The organism is Rothia sp. HMSC069C01, from assembly GCF_001814655.1.
GTDB lineage: Bacteria > Actinomycetota > Actinomycetes > Actinomycetales > Micrococcaceae > Rothia > Rothia dentocariosa.
Window position 1 is genome coordinate 554162 of the sequence record NZ_KV817408.1, and the last position, 22449, is coordinate 576610.

Genomic DNA, 22449 nt, shown 5'->3' on the forward strand with positions numbered 1-22449 from the left:
CGTCTCTATATACACATCTATTTTTATAGGCTCATATCAGCTTCGAAAGGCATGAGGAATTCGCTATGGGTGCATACCGTTTTCTCTTCACAGGTAAGTGGATAGGCTCTTTCGTGTTGTGCATTATTTTCTCGATAATCTGTGTTTATTTAGCTGGTTGGCAGATGAGCCGAAAAGAGGCTTTAGATTGGCGCAACTCACTAATCGTGCAGAATTATCACGCAACTCCCTATAGCTTCCAAGACCATCCTACAATTTTTCGAGACTTTGATTCGGGGGCACAGTGGCGCCCTGTATCCCTTCGTGGTCGATATATCACCGATCAACAGCTACTGGTACGCAACCGTCCTTATCAGGGACAAAATGGATTCGAAGTATTGGTCCCTTTTCGTGCAGATACTGGTGAAATAGTCATTATCAATAGGGGTTGGATGTCGGCGAGTTCTTCAGATGCTTCACGCACCAGCACCGAAGTCCCTGCGCCACCAGCAAATGATGTTATTGTTGTGGCGCGAGTCCACCAAGGAGAGAGCGCTACAGGTAAGGATGCTCCCGAAGGCCAAGTCGCGTCTATCAACCTTCAGGAAATCGGCGAACGTACGCATTTACCTGTTGCCGCTGGGGCTTACGGTCTGCTGGACTCTGAAGAACCTACGCCTGTGCAACGGCCTGTACAGAAATCCGAACCTGAACTCGATAATGGACCTAATCTGTCCTATTCTATGCAATGGTATGCTTTTGCAGTTCTTATTTATGCTGTTTATGCTTGGAGTGCACGGCAAAAAGTTCGCAATGATGAATTAGATGCTCAGGTAGCCCAGGAGCTAGAACGCTATTATAGGCAGTTCTATGCCGAGGATGGCAGTTATATTGGGCATGAGGATGAAACCGTTGTGCTTCGCAAGATGGATATGATCGACGATATGCCTTCGCATATGAAATCTATTGTACGCCCCCGCCCTGCCAAGAAACACTCGCGTCTGACCGATGAAGAGGAAGAAGACGCTTTCCTGGACAGGTTAGAACGGCCGTAACTGCCAGGCTTTCCTGCAGGGATATGGAAGTAACCTACCATAAAAATCGAAACCTTTTTCGAATTTTCCCTGTATACTGGATCTAAGATCTCATATATAGTTTCGAAATAATACGAGGGGTTTCGTCACACATGATGGGTTATTCTCATACCGTCAGCGCTGCCGCTGGCTGGTTGGTTCTCTCAGAACTTAGTGTAATCCAAATCCCTAATACTCCTACCCTCATTGTTACAACCCTTGCCTGTGCTGGCGCAGGAGTATTACCAGATATCGATCACCATAATGGTTCTATCGCTCGTTCTATACCTCCTGTATCAGGTTGGATCGCCCGGATTGTAGGCCTTATCAGTGGAGGGCACCGAAAGGGAACGCACTCAATTTTAGGGATCATCGCGTTCTGGGCTATCGCATACTTTGGCAGTACACTCACTTACCAAGGTATTCCGTGGTTGTCCCTTGCTCTAGCCGCATTCTCAGGAGGTCTGGCTTTGCGTATTTTAGGAGCTCCAGGAGGTTGGATTGGGGCTTGCGCCCTAGGCTATGCTGCGTATACCACTCATTCTTTAGAGCTTCTTCCCTGGGCCATTTCAGTGGGCGCAACCTTACATGTTATAGGTGACGCACTGACCACCCGAGGTATTCTCCCGCTATACCCTATTACGATTAAACCACTTGTTGCCTCTTCCCTCTGGAAGAAAAGCGGCTACATGGCACTCCCACTTTTAGGTGATGCAGGAAGCATCCGGGAAAAGATCCTTATTCTCTGCCTAACCTGTTATATCGTTTGGTACACGGCAGCTCTTTTAGGTTTCTGCCCTTACCCACTCCACAACTTTAGTATTTCTTGAGCATCATACAAAGAATCTCCCGCTCCTAACCATATGGTTAGGAGCGGGAGATAAAACCTTTTTACCTCGATCTTACCAAGACTTAAGCATCCTGGATGGGCCAGAAGACGTCAACCTCGACGTTCTCTTCACCGGAGGTGGGGTACTTTTCGTACTCAGTGTTATGCATAGGCTGTTCTCCTTTTACGAACAGATAGAATCTCTCTACCTGCGCTAATCCGACTCGTCAGAGTCGAAAATCTGTGCTTTTGCATCCTCGCATTTGCGGGAACAACTCAAGTCTAACCCGCTCATGTATTGGTTTTCCAGCCAAAAACGCACAATGTAGGCAGGTACACACTATATTTTTATAAAACCCACACAATATAGCATTAAATCAAGTGAAGAGGGTGTCTTCTAGCCAGAAAATCCCACATAGCCAACATAATATGCGAAATCTCTAAGGATATATTCAAAGTTTCATAGCATTTTCAATTATGAGCCAGTTTACATACACACCTATACCCACAAAGATTAGGAGCATTCCCACGCGTTACATCACATACAGATGCCTAGGTAAACACCTTTTCCTTGTCCTAAGAGCAGATTGCGTCTAGGCAAGTGAGATAAGATCCTGATACTCCTTCGACCAGAGGTCTTCAACTGCGTCCGGAAGCAAAAGAACACGTTCGGGGTTTAGAGCCTCCACAGCTCCTTCGTCATGGGATACCATAACGATAGCGCCTTTATAGGCCTTGAGCGCGTTCAGAATCTCTTTACGAGATGCAGGATCAAGGTTGTTAGTCGGTTCATCCAAGAGAAGTATATTGGCGCTCGAAGCGACTAAAGTTGCTAATGAAAGACGAGTTTTCTCTCCTCCGGAAAGTACACCTGCTGGTTTCTCTACATCGTCACCAGAGAAAAGGAATGATCCGAGGATAGTGCGTACCCGCGTATCGTCAAGATCCGGCGCAGCGGATTTCATATTTTCTAAAACAGTTCGCTCACCATCGAGAATCTCATGTTCCTGCGCGAAATACCCGATCTTAGCTCCATGCCCATAGACAACTCCGCCGGTGTCGGGAGCAGTGTTGCCAGCCAACATACGTAGCAAAGTAGTTTTACCAGCCCCATTTAGCCCCAAGACGACAACACGAGAACCGCGGTCAATAGCCAGATCAACATCGGTAAAAATTTCAAGTGAGCCGTAAGATTTTGAAAGACTTTGTGCAGACAGCGGGGTCTTACCGCACGGGGCAGGTTCAGGAAAACGGATAGCAGCAACTTTATCTGTTTGGCGTTCGTCTTCCAGACCCCGCATCATACGTTCAGCACGCTTTATCATCTGCTGAGCCGCCACGGCTTTAGTTGCCTTTGCCCGCATTTTATTAGCCTGTTCCATGAGTGCTTGAGCTTTTTTCTGAGCATTAGCGCGCTCACGCTTACGACGATGTTCATCTTGCTCACGCTGGCTCAGATAGTTCTTCCACCCCATGTTGTACTGGTCAATCACGCAACGATTTGCATCAAGATAAAATACACGGTTAACTACCAACTCCATAAGCTCAACATCGTGGCTAATAACCAGCAAACCACCCGAAAAATTTTTCAGGAACTCACGCAACCATAAAATGGAGTCCGCATCCAAATGGTTTGTTGGTTCATCAAGTAGCATCGTATCGGCAGCTGAAAACAAGATACGTGCTAACTCCACACGACGACGCTGCCCACCAGATAGAGTCTCAAGAGGTTGCGCGAGTACTCGTTCAGGCAGATCCAAGTTGGAGGTTATAACTGCGGCTTCAGATTCTGCGGCATAGCCGCCGCCAGCAATAAACTCAGCCTCAAGACGATCATAGCGCCGCATACCCTTTGTACGTATGCTCTCATCTTCACTCGCCATATCTTCTTGAGCTTGGCGCATTTTCCTGGCTACTCCGTCAAGTCCGCGGGCTGAAAGAATACGGTCACGCGCCAGTTGAGTCATATCATCGACTTTGGGGTCTTGAGGAAGGTATCCGATAGAGCCGGACCGGGTGACTGTACCTTCTGCTGGTAGAGCTAATCCCGCCAAGACTTTTGTCATAGTGGTTTTCCCGGCCCCATTACGCCCCACTAAACCGATCTTGTCCCCCTTATCTACCCGAAAGGTTACATCTTCCATTAACAGACGGGCACCCGCGCGGAGCTCTAAATTCTGTACTGAAATCACAACATGTCCCTTCCGAGGATTAACAAAACAGTTAGTGAATGAGGAGTTTAACAACCCATCTATTCTACGTGAGTTACGCTAGAAGACGCTGACACCCGATAGTCTCCGTAAAACGTCATATATATTACATAATGCGTTTTCTATGGTAGGAAGGTATATAAGAATATATAAGACCCCAGCGGCGTCGAGGGCGGTACTACCCTCGATTTTGACACCGAACGTCATAATCAGCCACACACGACTTCATATTTTTAAGGATCAACTCTCGTGCCTAACTCTTATGCCCCAGATCAATCACCAGGGCGCAATATAGCTCTTATAGCAGTCTTCGCAGCATTTATCGCGGTTCTTAGTCCTTTGGCACTACCAATCCCAGGTGTCCCGATTCCTTTAGCTCTTGGCCCTTTCGCTATCTACACCACCGCTCTAGTACTCGGTGGTTTTCGAGCTTTTATAGCAACTCTCCTCTACGTACTGTTAGGGTGCCTAGGGCTACCAATCTTTGCTAAAGGTGCTTCAGGGTTTGGTACGCTTGCGACGCCAACCGGTGGCTATCTTCTGGCGTATCCTCTGGGCGCGTTATTGGCTGGGACGCTAGCTTATACAGTAATCCGCAGAAAGCTCAACCCCTGGCTTACCGCTATCCTGTGCATCTTCTGCGCTATGGTAGGCTTCGTTGTAATTTCTGCAGGAGGTATCTTAGGGCTTATGACCAACGGACATATGGAATTTACCCATGCGTTCGTTATCGCGGCTTCATTTGCTCTTCCAGACCTTCTTAAATCTATCGTTGCGTCTATCGTATCGTCTGCTGTGCATCGGGCATTTCCTGGGTTAGTGCGCTCAAAATCTCGCAGGTAATTGAGGATGTTTTTTTCCAAGAAAAGTAGCGCCAAAATTGAGCACGAAGCACCAACGATGCCGCCCGCTCCCCCGTCCCTTGAACTTGATGCAGTTACCGTGTCAGCTGAAGACGCTCACGGACAAACTCGAAATATTATCGACCATGTATCAGTCTCTTTAACCGCACCTAAAACTGCGATTATTGGGCTTAACGGCATGGGAAAGTCAACCTTTTTAGGGCTTTTTAACGGTATTACTCGGCCCTCCCAGGGAATCATAAAGGTATGTGGAGTAGATATCTCCGAACGTCCCCAGATAACTCGTCAGTCTATAGGTATGCTCTTCGCTAACCCAGATGCGCAGCTTATCATGCCTACAGTCCTCGAAGATCTAGAGCTTAGCCTCCGTCGGCATAGCTCTCTCAACCGAACTCAACGCCTAGAGCAAGCACATAAGCTTCTTGCTCAACAAGGTCTCGACGACAAAGCTGATCAGAGTATTTTTTCTCTCTCCAGCGGAGAGAAACAACTTGTAGCCCTCACCGGAATTTTAGCGGTAGAACCACAAATCCTCTTACTTGATGAGCCTACGACTCTTCTTGATCTACGTAATCGAACACGGCTGATAAACCTTCTGAATAGTCTCGATCAGATGCTTATTATCAGTACCCACGACCTCGACTTGGCGGAGACATGCGATGAAGCAATCATTATCCATAATGGAGAGCTTATATACCATGGCAAAGCGCACGAGACGGTTCAACGATACCATCTATATTGTGAACAAGGTTTTCCCAACGAAAACCCCTCTGTATGATATACAACTCGGGTAGTCCAGGAAGGATATAGCTGCGTGAATCGAACCGCTCATAGGTTGCATCATACGACGTTCCTCGGCAGTTTACTTATTGGAAGCTACGCTCCGGGAAATTCGATGCTGCATCGCACACCGCTTTGGGGCAAAAGCAGCCTCTGCGCTTGTTTACTTCTCGCGCTCGCGGTGACCGGTTGGGAAGTAGCACTATACGTTCTGTTCTTTTGTTTTATCTTGTCCTGGTCAGCTGGGATGCGCATCCGCACGCTCTTAGAAATTGTCTATACGCTGCGATGGCTCATAATTCTTTTAGGACTTTATTATCTCTTTTGGGGCACGTGGCAAAATGCGGTAGACGTCATGTGCACCATGCTAGGCGCCGTCCTAATCTCACGGCTTCTTCTCACGACTACTCCGCTACCTCTTTTACTTGATGGAATCATCTGGTTACTCACACCGCTTAAACTTCTAGGCTTATCTCCCAAACGTATAGGACTGATGCTCGCTCTGGTTATAAGATCTATTCCCGCCATTATGGATAATTGGGCAGCTTTACAACAAGCTGCTCACGCACGCGGTTTGCCCAAACGTTCCACTTGGCGACTGCTTGTACCTCTTGTGGTACAAGCAGTAGGATACGCTCAAATAACCGGGGACGTTTTAACCGCACGAGGCGTAGAACTCTAAAAGGAATTTTCTTTTACGGCACCAGCAACATCATTCCCGGCTAAGCAAAACTATTCCCACCATACGAACCACGAAGGTTTGTTATAAAGCCCTTTCACGACACATGAGAGATCCTCATAACTCGTGGGCTTTAGCGCTCGACTTATTATCCCCTGCTCTAAAGCAAGCACCTCGGCGTCGCGCAATGTTGTGATTGGCTCTGCAGTGTAAAACTCAAGATAGGTTGCTGCAATAACAGCCGGAATAGCATTATCCCGCTCATACCAATACTGCGCGAGTGCTAGCATGTCTTCCGCACTTGGGACGTCTTCCCACCCGCCAAACGGCAGATACGCAAAGACGTCTGATGGGGACGTTGTAGGGATTTCAAGCAAGATAATTTCAGCTGAATTATCTAGAATCTCATCTTCGTTCATCAGGCTTGATACGAATGTCAGAGGGGCAGGCGCACGTAGAGCAGGTGCAATGCCGCGAGGAACCGTTACCTGTGACGTTAAGAATCCTTCATAATAGTTCTCGAATAAAGTCGAGTCAGCCCGAGCTAATATTTTACGCACAAGAATTTCTAATGAATCCTTATCAAGGCGTTTTTGGTGTTCTGTCAATATATCTTGGGCATAGGATTTAACGTACTCAGCGCTAATATCCACTGGTGGGTTTTTCGTGCGTGCCGATATATTGTTCTGGATAGTAGACAGAAGAAGATCGTCAAGTACGACCAGAACCGGGGTGAACCCGTAGGTTCGCCCATCCGCCAAACGGTTAAGATACAAATGGTGAATATAACTGCTGGGAGCGCCAGGGGCTATCCGCAGATGCGGATAAGGATATAAAGAGGTGAACTTCTTATAGAGTTCCGCCATGGTGTCTCCGATGCTTGATTCTCACCAGTTTACCTGAGTTTTCGGTTAGTTTCTGCCTCATACAACAGATTTCTACGCTAGATTTGGGGCGAGTCTAAAGCATCTTAAGCAATTCACATGATATACCCTCAAAGTATTTCAAACCTATCTGTTATTTGACATTCATATACTATGATTTTTATCTCTTTTAAAACAGAATAAGTTTCATAAATCGAATATAAGCATGCTGCACATCACATATGTTAGGGTATCTCTATGTTTATACTAGGAAATCTTCCCGCAGAACAAGCACAAGACTTTCTCTCTCGTTCTTGGGTCCCTCAGAATTTCCATATGTACTACTCTGCCAAAGAGATTTCACGGCAGTGTACAGAAGACTTCACGGCAGACATTACGGAACGTGCTTCCTCAGAGTTTGGTGCGGGGTATCGAGATCATATAAGTCCTCTTCTACAGGACCAATTCAACTACATGCCTACGCAAGACACACGAGACTGGGCCAATAGATTCTTTTCGATAACGGATTCACATGCCACATACCAAGCGCTTACAGGAGTTCGATACCGTGGGCAAAATCTGAATCGACCTTTTATAGATGTAATAGCTACGAATATTCCTTGTACTACAGTCTATATCGCAGCTCTAAGCCAATCTTTGCTTCGCCACTATGAAAGCTTCCGTCCTATATGCACACGTTTCTTTGTGCCAGGTAAGGTAGATCAGCTTATACATGACGTTGGTTCAGTCCCTGGTTCTCGTGCAACAACTATTGACATGCACATTGTCGCTGGGACTCTAGGTGAGTTAGACAAACGCCCATGGCCGAAGAATTATGATCGAGTAGAGCTCATCCCGCTTTCTCCTGCTGATGCTTCTGCTGCCAGTCACGAAGCGCAGCGCATATATGAATCTATTGCAGTTAAGAACTCTAATTTTTTTGAGTGGGCCACTCCTCAGGGAGAAGAATCATTTGAAAATGCTATACGTCAAGGAACAGGCTGGCATATTACAGTAGATAATTCCTCAGCAGGATTTTTGACTCTAGATCGCAGAGGTGAACAAGGACTTAGAGGGTTTAGCGTCGAAGAGTTATGTCTAGATGCGCCTTTTCGCAGACAAGGTCTAGGGAACGCAGTTCTACGTCACGGTATTAAAAACCTCCTCAAATTACCTCAAGTAAATCCTCAAGACATGCTATGGGGAACAATCCATGCCGACAACGTTCCTTCCCTGCGCAATGCTCAAGGGATAGGACGCGCAATAATAGGAAGTTATATATGGGTTGGAGACCAGTCTTTTGAGGTTGAAAACTCTCGCCCTATACGCTCCTCTAGCTAGACGCAAAGAAGCGATATATGACGAGCAGCAGCGCATCACAATGACATACGCGGGAGTACATTAGAAATATCACGTTATTGAAGGAAACAACGATGAATTCACATTTTAAAGAAATGATCCGTCTCGCGGATAGTATTGCTGACAACGCCCACCTTGGGCAAGTCGATAAAAACGGTTGGCCTTATATATCTCATCCGCGACGGGTTGCTTTTAAAGTGCGCGAAATTGCCCCTGAAGAGCTTCGCGCAGAAGCACAGATCGTGGCGTTATTGCACGATACCGTAGAGGATACAGAAGTCACTCTTCCCTATCTTGCTTGGTACTTTTCAGCCCGCATTGTTGATGCCGTTGATGCGCTCACCAAACGTCCGCATGAACCCCTGGAGTCATCTATGGCGAGAGTTCGCGCCAATGAAATTGCGCTGTGGGTCAAACGTGCTGACATTGCCGATAACACCGACCCGGAACGTATTTCCCGCCTTGATGAAGATACTCGCAAACGTCTGACGAAGAAATACAATAAATCGCTCAGGCTCTTAGGCATTACCAAAGAGTAGCTGCGCAAGAATCAAGCATGGCCTATCTCGTTTGTGAACGACTGGTATTATATCAGGTGGAATTATAGGTAGAGGGTGGGTGCCTGGAATATTCCAGGCACCCACCCTCTACAGCATGAACAAACGTATGGCAATGCTAAATGTTGAAGCCGAGAGCGCGCATCATATCGCGACCGTCCTCAGTAATGCGTTCGGGTCCCCACGGGGGCATCCATACCCAATTCACGCGCCATTCAGCAACGACACTATCGAGATTTGCTTCCACCTGTTCCTCAATAACGTCCTGTAACGGACATGCAGCTGTGGTAAGCGTTAGATCCAGGATCAGGACTCCATTATCATCCCAGCGCATGCCATAAAGCAGACCCAAATCAACGATATTTACCCCAAGTTCAGGGTCAATGACTTCCTTGAGGACTTCCTCAATTTCCTCTTGCGAGGGACGAGCTTGCACTGTCTCAGTCATGATGCACCTCTTACAAGTAGTTCGCGTACTGAGTAAGATTATTTCTTCCCAGTGTATGCTACATAGCCTTCTTCTTCTAGACGATCTGCAAGTTCAGGACCGCCCTGATCGACCATTTTGCCGTCTACAAAAACATGCACAAACTCGGGCTTAATATAACGCAGGATACGGGTATAGTGCGTAATCAGCATAACACCCATATTATTTTCCTCGTGAGCACGGTTCACGCCGGAAGACACGACTTTAAGAGCATCAACGTCAAGGCCGGAGTCGGTTTCATCAAGAATACCGAACTTGGGCTTCAAAAGCTCCAGCTGCAGAATCTCATGACGTTTCTTCTCACCGCCGGAGAAACCTTCATTGACGTTACGAGCAACGAACGCAGGATCAATGTCCAGATGGTTCATAGCTTCTTTAACGTCTTTGGTCCAGGTTCGTAAGTTAGGTGCCTTACCGTCCACAGCAGTTTTAGCAGCACGCAGGAAGTTAGACATCGTGACACCGGGGATCTCGACTGGGTACTGCATGGCGAGGAACAATCCAGCACGAGCACGCTCATCCACACTCATCTCGGTAATATCGTCACCGTCAAGCAGTATCTGCCCGGAATCAATGTGGTATTTGGGGTGACCGGCAATAGTTGAGGCAAGAGTAGATTTACCGGAACCATTTGGACCCATAATAGCGTGGATTTCGCCCGAGTTAATGGTTAAGTTCACGCCTTTGAGAATAGGCTTAGTTTTTTCATCATCAAGAATGACCGAGACGTGCAAATCCTTGATTTCAAGGGTAGACATTGTTTCTCCTAATAAGGCTTAGTTGTTGCTGAGAGCAAGTTCTGCTTCAAGGGCATCAGTAAGTTCTGTTTCAAGCTCTGGTACGCGAATCTGCTGGATAATTTCGTTTAAGAATCCGCGGACCACTAGACGACGCGCCTCAGCTTCCGGAATACCACGAGCCCGCAGGTACCATAGATGCTCATCATCTAGCTGACCGGTTGTTGATGCGTGGCCGGCACCTTCGATACGTCCAGTCTCGATCTCCAAGTTCGGTACGGAATCAGCGCGCGGACCAATCTCCAAGAGGAGGTTACGGTTCAGCTCATAGGTGTCCGTGCCTTCCGCCTCTTTACCAATGAGGACGTCACCAACCCATACGGAGTGCGCTGCTTTGCCCTGCAATGCACCTTTATAAGTCACTCGCGACTTGCAGTTGGGCACAGAATGATCCACAAACAAACGTGACTCGATGTGCTGGCCAGCATCCACAAAATAAAGACCGTACATCTCTGTCTCAGCGCCCGGTTTCGTGAATTTCGTTGAAGGGGTAACACGCACCATATCACCGCCCAATGAAACACACACATGTTTGAAACGAGCATCGCGCCCTAGCTTGGCATACTGCGCAGAGGCATGGATCGCATCGTCATTCCATTGTTGAAGAGTAATAACGCTCAACTGTGCAGAATCTTGTACCAGGAATTCTATGTTCTGCGCCAAAACAGCCGATCCGGTATGCCGAATTACAACAACCGCTTTTGAGAATGGTTTAGCCTCGATCAGTATATGTTGAGCAGCAGCATCATGATGCTGTCCGTCGATATCTATCTCAATATGCTCAGTTAGCTCAGTTTCGGTGGGAATAGTCACCACGGTAGCCGTCTTAAAATGAGTCCATGCATTTGCAGCTACACGGTCTTCAGGAACACCTGCTGTACCAATGCGCTCATCTTCACGGGATACTTCTTCAAGGATAACTTCAGAAGGTGCTTGGATCTTCGGAGCTGGGGCTTGTGCCTGCAGAATGTCAAGGTGAAGACCGCCCAAACGTTTCAGCGGGGTAAAACGCCAATCTTCCTCGCGTCCAGTAAGTGGCTCAAAGTCTTCAACGTTATATGAGGTTTTCCGTTCTGCGCGGGAAGCGTCAAGAACCTTCTGCACGTTATTAGGGTTTGAGCCTTGATGGTGTTCCTCGGTAGCGCGCAGAATAGTATCATCATGGACATGTTCAGAGGCGAGCTTCTCACCTTCCTGGTCCATACCGGGAATAATTGGGCTGTGATATCCCAAGGTCTCTTCGTTAGTCGACATTAGCCCACAGATCCTTCCATCTGAAGTTCGATGAGGCGGTTAAGTTCAAGTGCGTATTCCATGGGCAGCTCACGAGCAATCGGTTCAACGAAGCCTCGCACAATCATAGCCATTGCTTCATCCTCGGCCAGCCCACGCTGCATGAGGTAAAAGAGCTGTTCTTCAGAGACGCGTGAAACCGTAGCTTCGTGCCCCATCGTAACGTCATCTTCACGAACATCGACATATGGGTAGGTATCTGAACGCGATACAGTATCAACCAAGAGAGCGTCACAAACCACGGATGATTTCGAGTGCTTCGCACCTTCACGTACCTGAACCAGACCACGGTATGCGCTACGTCCGCCGTTACGAGCCACGGACTTCGAAACAATCGTTGAAGAAGTATTCGGGGCAATATGCACCATCTTGGAACCAGTATCCTGATGCTGCCCTTCACCAGCAAACGCGATTGACAGAGTCTCACCTTTGGCGTGTTCACCGACCATATATACTGCAGGATACTTCTGAGTAACCTTAGAGCCGATGTTACCATCAACCCATTCCATGGTGGCGCCCTCATGTGCGACTGCTCGTTTAGTCACCAGGTTGTACACATTGTTCGACCAGTTCTGAATGGTAGTGTAGCGAACACGGGCGTTCTTCTTAACAACGATCTCGACAACTGCTGAGTGCAGCGAGTCAGAGCGGTATACAGGCGCGGTGCAGCCCTCAATATAGTGAACATATGAACCTTCATCTGCAATGATCAAGGTACGCTCAAACTGGCCCATATTCTCAGTGTTGATGCGGAAATACGCCTGCAGAGGAATCTCAACATGCACCCCCGGCGGAACGTAAACAAATGATCCGCCAGACCACACCGCAGTATTAAGAGCGGAGAACTTGTTATCGCCGATAGGGATAATAGAGGCGAAGTACTCCTTAAATATTTCAGGATAATCGCGCAAACCAGTATCAGTATCGACAAAGATAACACCCTGAGATTCCAAGTCTTCACGGATCTGGTGGTACACGACTTCAGACTCATACTGAGCGGCGACGCCAGCGACCAATGAGTTACGTTCCGCTTCCGGAATACCCAAACGTTCATATGTTACGCGAATATCTTCAGGAAGCTCTTCCCAAGACTCAGCCTGACCTTCGGTAGAACGCACGAAGTATTTGATGTTATCGAAATCGATGTCAGAAAGATCTGCCCCCCAGGTTGGCATCGGCTTACGCTCGAAAAACTTCAATGCCTTCAGACGCATATCCAGCATCCACTGGGGTTCATTCTTCTTCGCAGAGATGTCACGCACTACGGCTTCGTCCAGACCACGCTTAGCGGACTGGCCCGCCTCGTCAGAGTCTGCCCAACCATACTCGTAATTGCCAATGCCCTCGAGTTCAGGGTTCAACTCCAGAATCTCTGAAATGACAGTGTCGTTGGCACTCTGCTCAACTTGCTCAGTCATTACGGCCTTTCTTAGATGGATTGAAATTTATCCGGCTCCGCAGATGCGGGCTCGGTAGTCTTTGGAATAACACACTCTAGGTTGGGGTAATTTCTACCGTGCCGAACTACCCCGCATGCTTTCTGATGTTTCCGGTTTTTCAGAATTCACACGTTCTGTTAAGTGATTGAGCGGAACGTGAGTTGTGCATACGTGAGCCCCTCCAGCCATCGTTGATAGCCTACGTACGTCAACGCCCAGAAGATCAGAAATAATCCCAGTCTCTTGTTCGCAGAAAACCTGAAAATCTTCAGCCAGATCACGTATTGGGCAGTGACCTTGGCAGAGCTGTATGCTAGCTAGCAATTTCCCCGGCGCAAGCCGACCGGCAGGTGGTTCTGTAATCTGCGCTGTTGTCACAAACCCATCACGGCTCATGGCTTCAGCGAGAGCTTGGGCTCGCGCCGCAACATCCTCCCCTGCCGCTTCCACAACAGGGCGGTATCGCGCCTCCATTTCGGCAGCCCGTGTGGATGCGAAAGTTTCAAGTGCGCTCTCCCCAACGGTGTCACGCAACATTTCAAGAGCGTTGCGCGCAATCATCAAATAGTCATTTCCTAGACGTTCGTGACCTTGAGGTGCGATGACGTACCGTCGAGCTGGGCGCCCCGCACCTGCCCCATATTGTTTGAGAGAAGCAACTTCAATCATGTTTGCTTGTTCAAGCGCATCAAGGTGCCGACGCACAGCGGCGGGGGTCAAGCTTAAAAGTTCTCCCAAGCTTGCCGCAGACACGGGACCATGGTTCAGGACACCACGAAGAACCCGGTCACGGGTGCGTTCTTCAACTTCCGCTTTACGTGCGCCAGAGCTTGACTTCTTATGCGAGGAAGGCTGCTGTTGAAGCCCTCGATGAGATGTCTTGTTCACGGAATACACAACTAAAGTATGTCCTAATTACTTCAATCTTGGCTAGTAAGGTCTTCCTACTTGCACACACCACACCATTTAGTCTCTTGCTTAGCTGCGGCAAGCCATAAGAACCGGTGAAAGATAATACCGCCTTTAGGCCTCTAGGTATTTTTGCTCTTCGGGCATTTCCATGAGGGTGCTAAGCGGTTCATATCCTCACTGTGACGTGATCTAACTCTCGTCATAAAGATGCTATCGCTAGAGGGAAACATAGAGATTACTCTCTGAGGGCTTAAGATAGAGAGGTGGCAGAAACTGAAGCTTATCAACACCAAGCAGCTACCGCATTAGACATTTCAGCAGCTCGCGGTACTAGCAGCGATCCTGCACTCAAGATTTCTCATCTCGTCAAAGAGTTTAAGCCCTCTCGTTCTTTCCGCGAGAAACACCCTGAACGTCTTACCGCTCAGGGTATGCATCGCGCAGTTGCTGACATAAGTCTTCAAGTCTATCCCGGCGAGGTTGTTGTACTCTTGGGTGCTAACGGTGCAGGTAAGACTACAACTCTTGCATGTGCCCAGGGGCTTACTGAACCTACGTCCGGCACTATTCAGCTTCTTTCAGAAGACCCTCTTCTGGCATCCCCAGAGATGCGGGCCTCCGTCGGTATCATGCTTCAGGATGGGGGGCTTCCTAACGCCGTACGTCCCGTACCACTTCTTGAACATGTTGCTCAGATGTACGCCAATCCTTATCCTGTCGGTGAACTTGTTGATCGTTTAGGAATAGATGCTTTTAACGGCACCAATATTCGGCGCCTTTCTGGGGGACAAAAACAACGTGTCTCATTAGCAGCAGCCCTTCTTGGGCGTCCTTCGGTACTCTTTTTAGACGAACCATCAGCAGGACTTGACCCGCAGTCTCGCAATGTCGTCTTTGACATTATTCGTGAGCAGCGTGAGGCTGGAGTCGCCATTATCTTAACAACCCATCTCATTGATGATGCGCAAAAGCTCGCAGATTATGTCTATATTATTGATAATGGTCAAACGGTGCGTGAAGGCACGGTCCCTGAACTTGTATCAGGAGACGGGGTTGTACGTCTTCATTTCACGTTAGAAGCACCTTCACCTACGCGTGACGACTTATTGCCTGTACATCTTCGTACGGATGTAGAGCTTATCGAGCATATGCCATACTCACTAGGCGACTTAGGCGAATATGAGCTCCGTGGTCCCCTTACACCCGAGCATCTTTCCGCTTTCACGACAGCCCTAGCACATCACTACCTTATGCCTAACTCTCTCACGATGGAACCGAAGACTTTGGAAGACGTATTCTTGGATATTTCGGGACGTGATATTCGATGAACCCCACAAATGCAGAGCTGCCCACTGCCCCCGATAGTCAGCAGATGACAGAAGGTAACGAGTATCCGTATCCGCGCGCTGCTTCTAGTTTTCAGCGTATTCTAGCTCAAGGTAAATATGAGACCCTTGCCATGCTTAAAAATGGCGAACAGCTAATGCTCAATATTGCCTTCCCCGTGCTGGCGCTTTTTGGACTTCGCTATACAAGCTTTCTGGATTCTTACGCTGATGCGTTGAATACGACCCGCATCAATGTTGCAGTGCCGGGGGTACTGGCTCTCTGTGTTGTCTCAACTGCACTTTCTGGTCAAGGGATTGCCACTGGTTTTGACCGCCGGTACGGTGTTCTTCGTTTTCTGTCTACCACTCCTCTAGGACGCAATGGGCTTATTATTGGCAAGGTGCTGGCAGTTATCACCGTTATCGCCATACAGTTTATTATGGTCACTATTGTTGGGTTCGGTCTTGGATGGCGTCCGGATATTTTTGCGATGTATCGCTCTTTTAGTACTTTATTGCTCGGGGCAGCCGCGTTTACAGCCCTAGGCTTACTCGTTGCTGGGACGGTGAGGGCTGAGGCAACTTTGGCTATCGTGAATATCGCCTGGGTTGTTCTGGCCAGCGCTGGTGGGATCCTTATTCCAATGGATAATTTCCCTGAGCTGTACCGCATTATCATTCTGTGCCTGCCTTCAGGCGCTTTAGGTGAAGCGATTCGCGGTGATTATCTACAGGATATATTCTTACCTCTTCCCCATGCTGTGCTACTTGTCTGGACACTAGTGATTGGTTTTATTGCTTCACGCAAATTTAAATGGTCCGATTAGCGCTCATAGGTTCAGGGTTCTGCGACAAACCCTAGAATCATCGAGTATTATTGGTGGCTACCTATGGTGCACCCCCGGTTTAAAAGGCTTTTCTCATGCTAGTTACCCTCAAAAATAAGCTATCCCCCATCCAGTACACTCCCTGGGTTTTATACACAGCGGTGGGTACGGCTCTGAGCAATCTCTTACTCATCGTAACCGGTGCCGTTGTGCGCCTTACAGGATCAGGCCTAGGATGCGATACCTGGCCGCGGTGTACTGCAGAACAGTGGACAACTACCCCTGCCGACGGTATCCATGGGCTCGTTGAATTCGGTAACCGTATGCTCACTTTTGTGCTCATGGTAATCACTATCCTTGCGTTCTTAGCGATTCTCCGCATTGCGCTGCCTGATGTGTACCACGTCAAAGCAATCTTTCCAAAGCTTTTTACGGGATTACGAGCGCACGAATCAAAGTACAGTGATCTGTTCAATCTGACTTTACTGCTCCTGTGGGGTATTCCGCTACAGGCCGTTATTGGTGGCATTACTGTATGGCAGCGGCTCAATCCCTGGATGGTAACAGCCCATTACCTCGCCTCTGCCATCATGATTGGACTAGCGGCAATCTTGGTAAACCGTGTGCGTCGCTATTTTAGGGCAGGTGTCTCTGAGCGCGAAGATATTACTAGGGAATTTCCTCCACAAAAAAGTGGTGTTATCCGCCTACTTGGTTGGACTGGTTTGGCGTTAGTTTCGTTCTTACTTTTCATGGGTACCGTAGTCACTGGGACTGGTCCGCATGCGGGTGATCCACGCACGCATCGCCACGAGTTCGACGCTATCGCAGTATCCCGTGCTCATGCATGGGCGGTGTGGGCATTTCTTCTTTTGCTGATCATCATGTTTGTTTTAGTGCGGAAGTACGCCATGCCACGGGCTTTCCTATCATCTTTACTTGTACTGGCAGCAATCATGGTCTATCAGGGCGCGATTGGCTATATCCAGTACAACACGGGGCTTCCCCCTCTACTCGTTGAGGCACATATGCTGGGGTCGGGCATGTTTACCTGGGCATCACTATCGCTGATCGAAAGGCAGCTGACCCTATCTTCTCAGAAGGCCCGTGCCCTAGCTCAACAGCGGCTAGCAACTTCGTAGAGCTGAGTTATTCACACGGTAAGCGCACAATGTCATATATGGGTTTATTGCTGGCATGCCTTGGTAGCTATTTAAGGTTAGGCGTACACTATTAAGGAGCATTCCTGCGCCTGCACGTCTTTGAGCCGAAGGTATGCCTATCTGTGAGTACCTCCTACCCCACAGATTGATACGCGCAGATTAGGCACACGCACACACGTCAAGGAGCCCATCATGAAGGGTTACACAATTCAGGAGGTTCCGTCCTCCACGCATGCGGCGTCAGAGGTGACTGTACCTACTCCGCGGGCAACAAGGGACATGGCCTTGGGACGCAAAATAAAAGCGTATATTCACCTGACAAAGCCCCAAATTATTGAGCTTCTTCTAGTAACGACCGCCCCTACAATGATGTTTGCGGCACACGGCATGCCCAGTTTCTGGTTAGTCATAAATACGCTTCTTGGCGGAGCCATGGCGGCTGGCGCTTCCTGCGCTTTCAACTGTTATATCGATCGTGATATTGACCGAAAAATGAAGCGAACCAAAAAACGCCCCCTAGTTACCGGAGAGCTAACAGACCGAGAAGCACTCATCTTCGCATGGGTACTTGCTGTTATCTCCGTCGTATATTTGTGGACTATGGTAAATCCCCTCTCTGGGCTTTTAGGGCTTGCCGCTATTTTGCTCTATGTAGTCTTCTACTCCATGTATTTAAAGAAGCGCACTACTCAGAATATTGTGTGGGGTGGGATTGCCGGGTGTATGCCTGTCCTAATTGCATGGGCAGCTGTTCGCAATACCATTGAATGGCCAGCTTTAGTTCTCTTCACAGTAATTTTTCTCTGGACTCCTCCGCATTATTGGCCACTCTCTATGAAATACGCGGAGGATTATAAAGCAGCCGGTGTCCCTATGCTGGGTGCTATCGCCCCCGCTCAAGCGGTTTCCGTGCAAGTCGTACTCTACGGCTGGGCTATGGTTATCTGTTCGCTTCTACTGATCCCTATTGGAGGCGCAGGCTGGGTATACGGCGTTAGCGCGGCTACCGCTGGTGCATGGTTCCTCTACCACTGCCACAAGCTCCACTATTTAGCTCTCCAGCAGGTAGCGACAAGCCGTACCGCTATGGTGGTATTTTTCGGGTCTATCACATACTTAACGATTCTTTTCATTGCATTGGCAATCGATCCTTTTGTTGGACAGCCAATATTAGAATCTTTTATTTTCTAAGAGCATCCGTATCTTGAGGCGAGTAAAGCAGCTATCTCAAGATACGGGTGGTCTATTTTGAAGCTTATCTACGTGGAGCTTAGGCTACAGCATCCTAGGTATGTAAGTTCAGCGTGAGGCATAAGTTGCCAAAACATCGTACGAACATACTATAAACACTAGGATGGTGAACTATTCTTAAGAAGGTAGAATTTCACGATAGATTTATAGATGCTATGTACATGATTACTTGTTGAGAGTGCTCATGGAATACGCACCCTATCTTTTGAGTTATATCTGCTGTAGTCAGCGTTCACAGACTACTATTGTTTGTGTACTTCATGCATGACGTACCACCAAGCGAAGGGACAATACGTGACTAACCCTAACGAAAAGTTCGAATGGACTGAGGTAGACCAGCGTGCGGTTGATACTGCTCGCTTATTGGCAGCCGATGCGGTTGAGAAAGTAGGGTCAGGTCACCCCGGCACCGCCATGAGCCTTGCTCCTGTTGCCTATCTGCTCTTCCAAAAGGTCATGAACCAAGACCCCAACGATGACCGTTGGGAAGGTCGCGATCGTTTCATCCTATCCCCCGGTCACACATCGCTGACTCTCTACACCCAATTATTTATGGGTGGGTATGGTCTTGAGATGGAGGATCTAGAATCTCTTCGCACATGGGATGCGCTCACTCCTGGACATCCCGAATATAAGCACACTAAGGGTGTAGAAATTACGACTGGTCCATTGGGTCAGGGTCTCGCTTCTGCCGTTGGTTTTGCATATGCTCAACGTTATATGCGTGGTCTTTTCGACCCCGAAGCACCGGCTGGCGCTTCTCCCTTTGACCATTATGTGTACTGTATCACCTCCGAAGGTGATGTTCAGGAAGGCGTAACGGCAGAAGCCAGTGCGCTTGCTGGGCACCAAGAATTGGGCAATCTCATCGTACTCTGGGATCGCAATCACATTTCTATTGAAGAAGACACTGACGTTGCATTCACCGAAGACGTGCCAGCCCGTTACCGGGCCTACGGCTGGGATGTGCAGCGCGTGGACTGGACCAAGACCGGAAACTACGTTGAAGATGTGCAGGAACTCTACAACGCTATTGAGCGCGCGAAAACGGTCACGGATAAGCCTTCATTCATTGAGGTGCGTACTATCATTGGTTACCCAGCACCCAACAAGCAAAATACTGGGTCCGTTCACGGCTCAAAGCTGGGGGTCGAAGAAATCGTTGAAACCAAGAAAGTTCTAGGATTTGACCCCGAAAAGAGCTTCTTCATTGAGGATGAGGTTCTGGCGCATACTCGTGAACTTCGTGAACGCGGTGCTGCTGCGCATAAGGTCTGGAATGAAAAATTTGAGGCATGGGCTCAGGCTAACCCCGAGCGGGCAAAGCTGTACAACCGCCTGGTGTCAGGCGAAATGCCAGTTGATTATAAGGCTGCTTTCCCCGTCTTTGAGCCGGGTACTTCACTAGCAACCCGCGCAGCATCCGGCAAAGTCATTAATGCAATTGCTGATACTTTCCCTGAGCTTTGGGGTGGATCTGCCGATCTAGCAGGTTCTAACCTCACCACCATCAACAACGCCGAATCATTCAACCCGGTTTCGCACAGTACGGAGGATTGGACCGGCAACCCCTACGGTCGTGTGTTGCACTTCGGTATTCGCGAGCAGGGGGCGGCCGCAATTGTGAACGGTATCGTACTATCTTCGCCAACCCGTGCTTTCTCTGGGACATTCTTCGTATTCTCGGATTACCAGCGTCCTGCAGTCCGTCTTTCAGCTCTCATGGGTGTACCTGCGCTGTATATCTGGACTCACGACTCCATTGGTGTTGGCGAAGACGGGCCCACCCACCAGCCGATCGAACATCTCAGCTCACTGCGCGCAATTCCTGGATTCGACGTTGTACGCCCTGCGGATGCGAACGAAACTGCGGTTGCTTGGCGTACTATTCTTGAGAAGAAAGACCGCCCTGCCGGCCTAGTACTTTCTCGCCAGAACCTACCAATTTGGGCTCGTGAGGATATTCATTCAGACACTGAAGGCGAAAAATTTGCTTCCGCAGAAGGAACTGCCCGCGGAGGTTATGTTATGGCTGACACCGAGGGAACTCCAGATGTCATCCTAATCGCAACTGGGTCCGAAGTTGAAATTGCCCTCGAAGCTCGCCACAAGCTCTCAGAAAAAGGCATTGCAGCCCGAGTTGTTTCAATGCCTTCCCGCGAATGGTTCAACGAGCAGTCAGACGAATACCGAGAATCAGTTCTGCCTTCCTCGGTTGCAGCACGCGTCTCAGTTGAAGCCGGTTTGGGCATGAGCTGGTACGATTTGCTCGGTTCTGCAGGACGTGCTGTCTCAATTGAGCACTTTGGGGCTTCCGCCGATGCTAAGACTTTGTACCGTGAGTTTGGTATTACCCCTGAAGCCGTAGTGACTGCTGCTGAAGAATCTATCGCTTCGGTCAAATAGTCAGTCGGCAAGTTAAAGTTTTTCGGTGATTCCTGGTGCTACTTGCATCTTGCATAGCTCATTAATGCTCACCCGTCCATATTAACTAAGTTAGATTGAAGGTTTTATTTCATGAGTGGTTCAACTCGAAAGCTCTCTGACGCTGGTGTCTCCATTTGGCTTGATGATCTTTCCCGCGACCGTCTTACCAGTGGCAGTCTTGCAGAGCTCATCAGCGCTAAGAACGTCGTGGGTGTCACTACCAACCCCACTATCTTTGCCGGGGCGCTTTCAAAAGGTGCTGCTTACGCTGAGCAGATGCGTCAGCTTGCCGCATCCGGTGCAGACGTTGAAGAAGCTGTCTTCGCAGCGACTACTGACGACGTACGTGCTGCTTGTGTCGTATTCGAACCCATATATTCTGCTTCTAAAGGTTACGACGGCAGGGTTTCTATTGAGGTTGATCCTCGCCTTGCCCGCGATGCCGAGGGAACCCAGAAAATGGCACGAGAACTCTACGAGCGTGTAGGCCGTGAGAATGTCATGATCAAGATTCCCGCAACCGTCGAAGGTTTGGAGCCTATTGCCAAGACTCTTGCAGCCGGAATCAGCGTTAATGTGACTCTCATTTTCTCACTAACACGTTATCGTGAAGTCATTAACGCTTACATGCTCGGCCTTGAAGAAGCACTCAAAAATGGTAAGGATCTCTCTAAGATCCATTCGGTCGCATCATTCTTCGTATCCCGCGTAGATAGCGAGGTAGATACCCGTCTGGATGAAATCGGTACTGAAGAGGCCTTAGCGCTTAAGGGTAAGGCCGGTCTGGCAAATGCTCGTCTGGCATATGAAGTTTTTGAAGAGATGTTCTCTTCTGAACGCTGGGCACGTTTGGCGTCTCATGGTGCCAACGTTCAGCGCCCACTCTGGGCATCTACTGGAGTCAAAGATCCGGCGCTTCCAGATACTCTCTACGTTATCGGTCTGGTCGCTAAACACACTGTCAATACCATGCCTGAAGCAACTCTGAACGCTGTTGCTGACCATGGTGAAATCACGGGAGACACTGTAACCGGTGAGTATACGAGCTCCAACAAGATTCTGGACGATATCGAGCGTCTGGGTATCTCATATGTAGAGGTTGTGGATAAGCTCGAAACCGAGGGTCTTGCAAAGTTTGACGTTTCGTGGGAAGAGCTTCTGGAGACCGTACGGAAAGCACTTAGTGAGTCACGTTAGTGACTAGTGAATAATTTTTTCGTTATACCCGTTCTCTAAAGTTCATAAGGTGAGCGCTGTCGCTATAAATAGCACAGAATTAGCTTCGGCGCTCGCTGTCAGATATCTCTCGTTTGCCATTGAAACGGTAAGATGC

The 22449-nt window shown here is 48.7% G+C and carries 20 protein-coding genes; 13 read left to right on the forward strand and 7 right to left on the reverse strand.

Going from position 1 to position 22449, the window contains the following annotated elements; all coding sequences use genetic code 11:
* The first annotated feature begins 65 nt into the window (after nt 1-65).
* Together HMPREF2981_RS09105 and HMPREF2981_RS10700 are read left to right on the forward strand one after the other, a co-directional pair.
* Nucleotides 66-1034 (forward strand): SURF1 family cytochrome oxidase biogenesis protein, encoded by a 969-nt coding sequence (locus HMPREF2981_RS09105; protein WP_070662516.1) that lies wholly within the window; start codon nt 66-68, stop codon nt 1032-1034.
* Nucleotides 1035-1168: 134 nt separating this feature from the next.
* Nucleotides 1169-1882, forward strand: a complete 714-nt coding sequence (locus tag HMPREF2981_RS10700; protein WP_246825465.1) for a metal-dependent hydrolase — start codon at nt 1169-1171, stop codon at nt 1880-1882.
* Nucleotides 1883-2474: 592 nt separating this feature from the next.
* Here the strand turns inward: HMPREF2981_RS10700 and HMPREF2981_RS09110 are convergent.
* Complete coding sequence (locus tag HMPREF2981_RS09110; protein ID WP_070662521.1) at nt 2475-4073, reverse strand: ABC-F family ATP-binding cassette domain-containing protein; 1599 nt, start codon at nt 4071-4073, stop codon at nt 2475-2477.
* A 267-nt stretch (nt 4074-4340) separates the two neighbouring features.
* Here HMPREF2981_RS09110 and HMPREF2981_RS09115 point away from each other — a divergent pair, with 267 nt between their 5' ends.
* The 3 genes from HMPREF2981_RS09115 to HMPREF2981_RS09125 all read left to right on the forward strand — a co-directional run bounded on the left by HMPREF2981_RS09115 (nt 4341) and on the right by HMPREF2981_RS09125 (nt 6416).
* The gene (locus HMPREF2981_RS09115; RefSeq protein WP_070620307.1) at nt 4341-4934 is read left to right on the forward strand and encodes a biotin transporter BioY; all 594 of its coding nucleotides are present in this window, start codon (nt 4341-4343) and stop codon (nt 4932-4934) included.
* A 57-nt stretch (nt 4935-4991) separates the two neighbouring features.
* Entirely contained in the window at nt 4992-5732 is a 741-nt protein-coding gene (locus HMPREF2981_RS09120; RefSeq protein ID WP_070662863.1) for an energy-coupling factor ABC transporter ATP-binding protein, read from the forward strand.
* A gap of 117 nt (nt 5733-5849) precedes the next feature.
* The gene (locus tag HMPREF2981_RS09125) at nt 5850-6416 is read left to right on the forward strand and encodes an energy-coupling factor transporter transmembrane protein EcfT (protein ID WP_246825466.1); all 567 of its coding nucleotides are present in this window, start codon (nt 5850-5852) and stop codon (nt 6414-6416) included.
* A 50-nt stretch (nt 6417-6466) separates the two neighbouring features.
* On the opposite strand, the gene HMPREF2981_RS09130 is transcribed toward HMPREF2981_RS09125, so the two are convergent.
* Entirely contained in the window at nt 6467-7279 is an 813-nt protein-coding gene (locus HMPREF2981_RS09130; RefSeq protein WP_070620301.1) for a DUF4253 domain-containing protein, read from the reverse strand.
* A 333-nt stretch (nt 7280-7612) separates the two neighbouring features.
* Between HMPREF2981_RS09130 and HMPREF2981_RS10705 the strand changes: the two genes are divergently transcribed.
* Both HMPREF2981_RS10705 and HMPREF2981_RS09135 read left to right on the forward strand, forming a co-directional pair.
* On the forward strand, nt 7613-8617 hold the full coding sequence (locus tag HMPREF2981_RS10705; RefSeq protein WP_246825433.1) for a GNAT family N-acetyltransferase: 1005 nt from the start codon (nt 7613-7615) through the stop codon (nt 8615-8617).
* A gap of 92 nt (nt 8618-8709) precedes the next feature.
* Complete coding sequence (locus HMPREF2981_RS09135; protein WP_083313884.1) at nt 8710-9174, forward strand: HD domain-containing protein; 465 nt, start codon at nt 8710-8712, stop codon at nt 9172-9174.
* Nucleotides 9175-9310: 136 nt separating this feature from the next.
* On the opposite strand, the gene HMPREF2981_RS09140 is transcribed toward HMPREF2981_RS09135, so the two are convergent.
* From HMPREF2981_RS09140 to HMPREF2981_RS09160, 5 genes are all read right to left on the reverse strand, one after another.
* Nucleotides 9311-9640, reverse strand: coding sequence for a metal-sulfur cluster assembly factor (locus HMPREF2981_RS09140; protein WP_004004628.1), 330 nt, complete (start codon nt 9638-9640; stop codon nt 9311-9313).
* A 38-nt stretch (nt 9641-9678) separates the two neighbouring features.
* The gene (gene sufC, locus HMPREF2981_RS09145) at nt 9679-10437 is read right to left on the reverse strand and encodes a Fe-S cluster assembly ATPase SufC (protein WP_070662524.1); all 759 of its coding nucleotides are present in this window, start codon (nt 10435-10437) and stop codon (nt 9679-9681) included.
* A gap of 18 nt (nt 10438-10455) precedes the next feature.
* Nucleotides 10456-11730, reverse strand: coding sequence for a Fe-S cluster assembly protein SufD (sufD, locus tag HMPREF2981_RS09150; protein ID WP_070662528.1), 1275 nt, complete (start codon nt 11728-11730; stop codon nt 10456-10458).
* A complete protein-coding gene (gene sufB, locus HMPREF2981_RS09155) occupies nt 11730-13187 on the reverse strand; it encodes a Fe-S cluster assembly protein SufB (RefSeq protein WP_004004625.1) in 1458 nt (485 codons plus the stop codon). Before sufB ends, sufD begins: the two co-directional genes overlap by 1 nt.
* A 93-nt stretch (nt 13188-13280) precedes the next feature.
* Nucleotides 13281-14105 (reverse strand): helix-turn-helix transcriptional regulator, encoded by an 825-nt coding sequence (locus HMPREF2981_RS09160; RefSeq protein ID WP_070662531.1) that lies wholly within the window; start codon nt 14103-14105, stop codon nt 13281-13283.
* 326 nt (nt 14106-14431) lie between these two features.
* Between HMPREF2981_RS09160 and HMPREF2981_RS09165 the strand changes: the two genes are divergently transcribed.
* The 6 genes from HMPREF2981_RS09165 (at nt 14432) to tal (ending at nt 22313) form a co-directional block, all read left to right on the forward strand.
* Nucleotides 14432-15448 carry an ABC transporter ATP-binding protein gene (locus HMPREF2981_RS09165; protein ID WP_371326232.1) on the forward strand — a complete coding sequence of 339 codons (1017 nt, stop codon included), beginning with the start codon at nt 14432-14434 and terminating at the stop codon, nt 15446-15448.
* Nucleotides 15445-16275, forward strand: a complete 831-nt coding sequence (locus tag HMPREF2981_RS09170; RefSeq protein ID WP_080976603.1) for an ABC transporter permease — start codon at nt 15445-15447, stop codon at nt 16273-16275. The genes HMPREF2981_RS09165 and HMPREF2981_RS09170 overlap by 4 nt, the downstream gene beginning before the upstream one ends.
* Nucleotides 16276-16370: 95 nt before the next feature.
* On the forward strand, nt 16371-17417 hold the full coding sequence (locus HMPREF2981_RS09175; protein WP_048779725.1) for a COX15/CtaA family protein: 1047 nt from the start codon (nt 16371-16373) through the stop codon (nt 17415-17417).
* Nucleotides 17418-17717: 300 nt separating this feature from the next.
* Nucleotides 17718-18629 carry a heme o synthase gene (locus HMPREF2981_RS09180; protein WP_048779837.1) on the forward strand — a complete coding sequence of 304 codons (912 nt, stop codon included), beginning with the start codon at nt 17718-17720 and terminating at the stop codon, nt 18627-18629.
* A gap of 324 nt (nt 18630-18953) precedes the next feature.
* On the forward strand, nt 18954-21095 hold the full coding sequence (tkt, locus tag HMPREF2981_RS09185) for a transketolase (protein WP_083313885.1): 2142 nt from the start codon (nt 18954-18956) through the stop codon (nt 21093-21095).
* Between the two features lie 111 nt (nt 21096-21206).
* Nucleotides 21207-22313, forward strand: a complete 1107-nt coding sequence (gene tal, locus HMPREF2981_RS09190) for a transaldolase (protein ID WP_048779729.1) — start codon at nt 21207-21209, stop codon at nt 22311-22313.
* Nucleotides 22314-22449 lie beyond the last annotated feature (136 nt).

What these genes read in the sequence shown, in the direction of transcription:
- HMPREF2981_RS09105 (WP_070662516.1), top strand. Translation starts at nt 66, where the DNA reads ATGGGTGCATACCGTTTTCTCTTCACAGGTAAGTGGATAGGCTCTTTC.
- HMPREF2981_RS10700 (WP_246825465.1), top strand. Translation starts at nt 1,169, where the DNA reads ATGGGTTATTCTCATACCGTCAGCGCTGCCGCTGGCTGGTTGGTTCTC.
- HMPREF2981_RS09120 (WP_070662863.1), top strand. Translation starts at nt 4,992, where the DNA reads ATGCCGCCCGCTCCCCCGTCCCTTGAACTTGATGCAGTTACCGTGTCA.
- HMPREF2981_RS09125 (WP_246825466.1), top strand. Translation starts at nt 5,850, where the DNA reads ATGCTGCATCGCACACCGCTTTGGGGCAAAAGCAGCCTCTGCGCTTGT.
- HMPREF2981_RS09130 (WP_070620301.1), bottom strand. Translation starts at nt 7,279, where the DNA reads ATGGCGGAACTCTATAAGAAGTTCACCTCTTTATATCCTTATCCGCAT.
- HMPREF2981_RS10705 (WP_246825433.1), top strand. Translation starts at nt 7,613, where the DNA reads ATGTACTACTCTGCCAAAGAGATTTCACGGCAGTGTACAGAAGACTTC.
- HMPREF2981_RS09135 (WP_083313884.1), top strand. Translation starts at nt 8,710, where the DNA reads ATGAATTCACATTTTAAAGAAATGATCCGTCTCGCGGATAGTATTGCT.
- HMPREF2981_RS09140 (WP_004004628.1), bottom strand. Translation starts at nt 9,640, where the DNA reads ATGACTGAGACAGTGCAAGCTCGTCCCTCGCAAGAGGAAATTGAGGAA.
- sufC (WP_070662524.1), bottom strand. Translation starts at nt 10,437, where the DNA reads ATGTCTACCCTTGAAATCAAGGATTTGCACGTCTCGGTCATTCTTGAT.
- sufD (WP_070662528.1), bottom strand. Translation starts at nt 11,730, where the DNA reads ATGTCGACTAACGAAGAGACCTTGGGATATCACAGCCCAATTATTCCC.
- sufB (WP_004004625.1), bottom strand. Translation starts at nt 13,187, where the DNA reads ATGACTGAGCAAGTTGAGCAGAGTGCCAACGACACTGTCATTTCAGAG.
- HMPREF2981_RS09170 (WP_080976603.1), top strand. Translation starts at nt 15,445, where the DNA reads ATGAACCCCACAAATGCAGAGCTGCCCACTGCCCCCGATAGTCAGCAG.
- HMPREF2981_RS09175 (WP_048779725.1), top strand. Translation starts at nt 16,371, where the DNA reads ATGCTAGTTACCCTCAAAAATAAGCTATCCCCCATCCAGTACACTCCC.
- HMPREF2981_RS09180 (WP_048779837.1), top strand. Translation starts at nt 17,718, where the DNA reads ATGGCCTTGGGACGCAAAATAAAAGCGTATATTCACCTGACAAAGCCC.
- tkt (WP_083313885.1), top strand. Translation starts at nt 18,954, where the DNA reads ATGACGTACCACCAAGCGAAGGGACAATACGTGACTAACCCTAACGAA.
- tal (WP_048779729.1), top strand. Translation starts at nt 21,207, where the DNA reads ATGAGTGGTTCAACTCGAAAGCTCTCTGACGCTGGTGTCTCCATTTGG.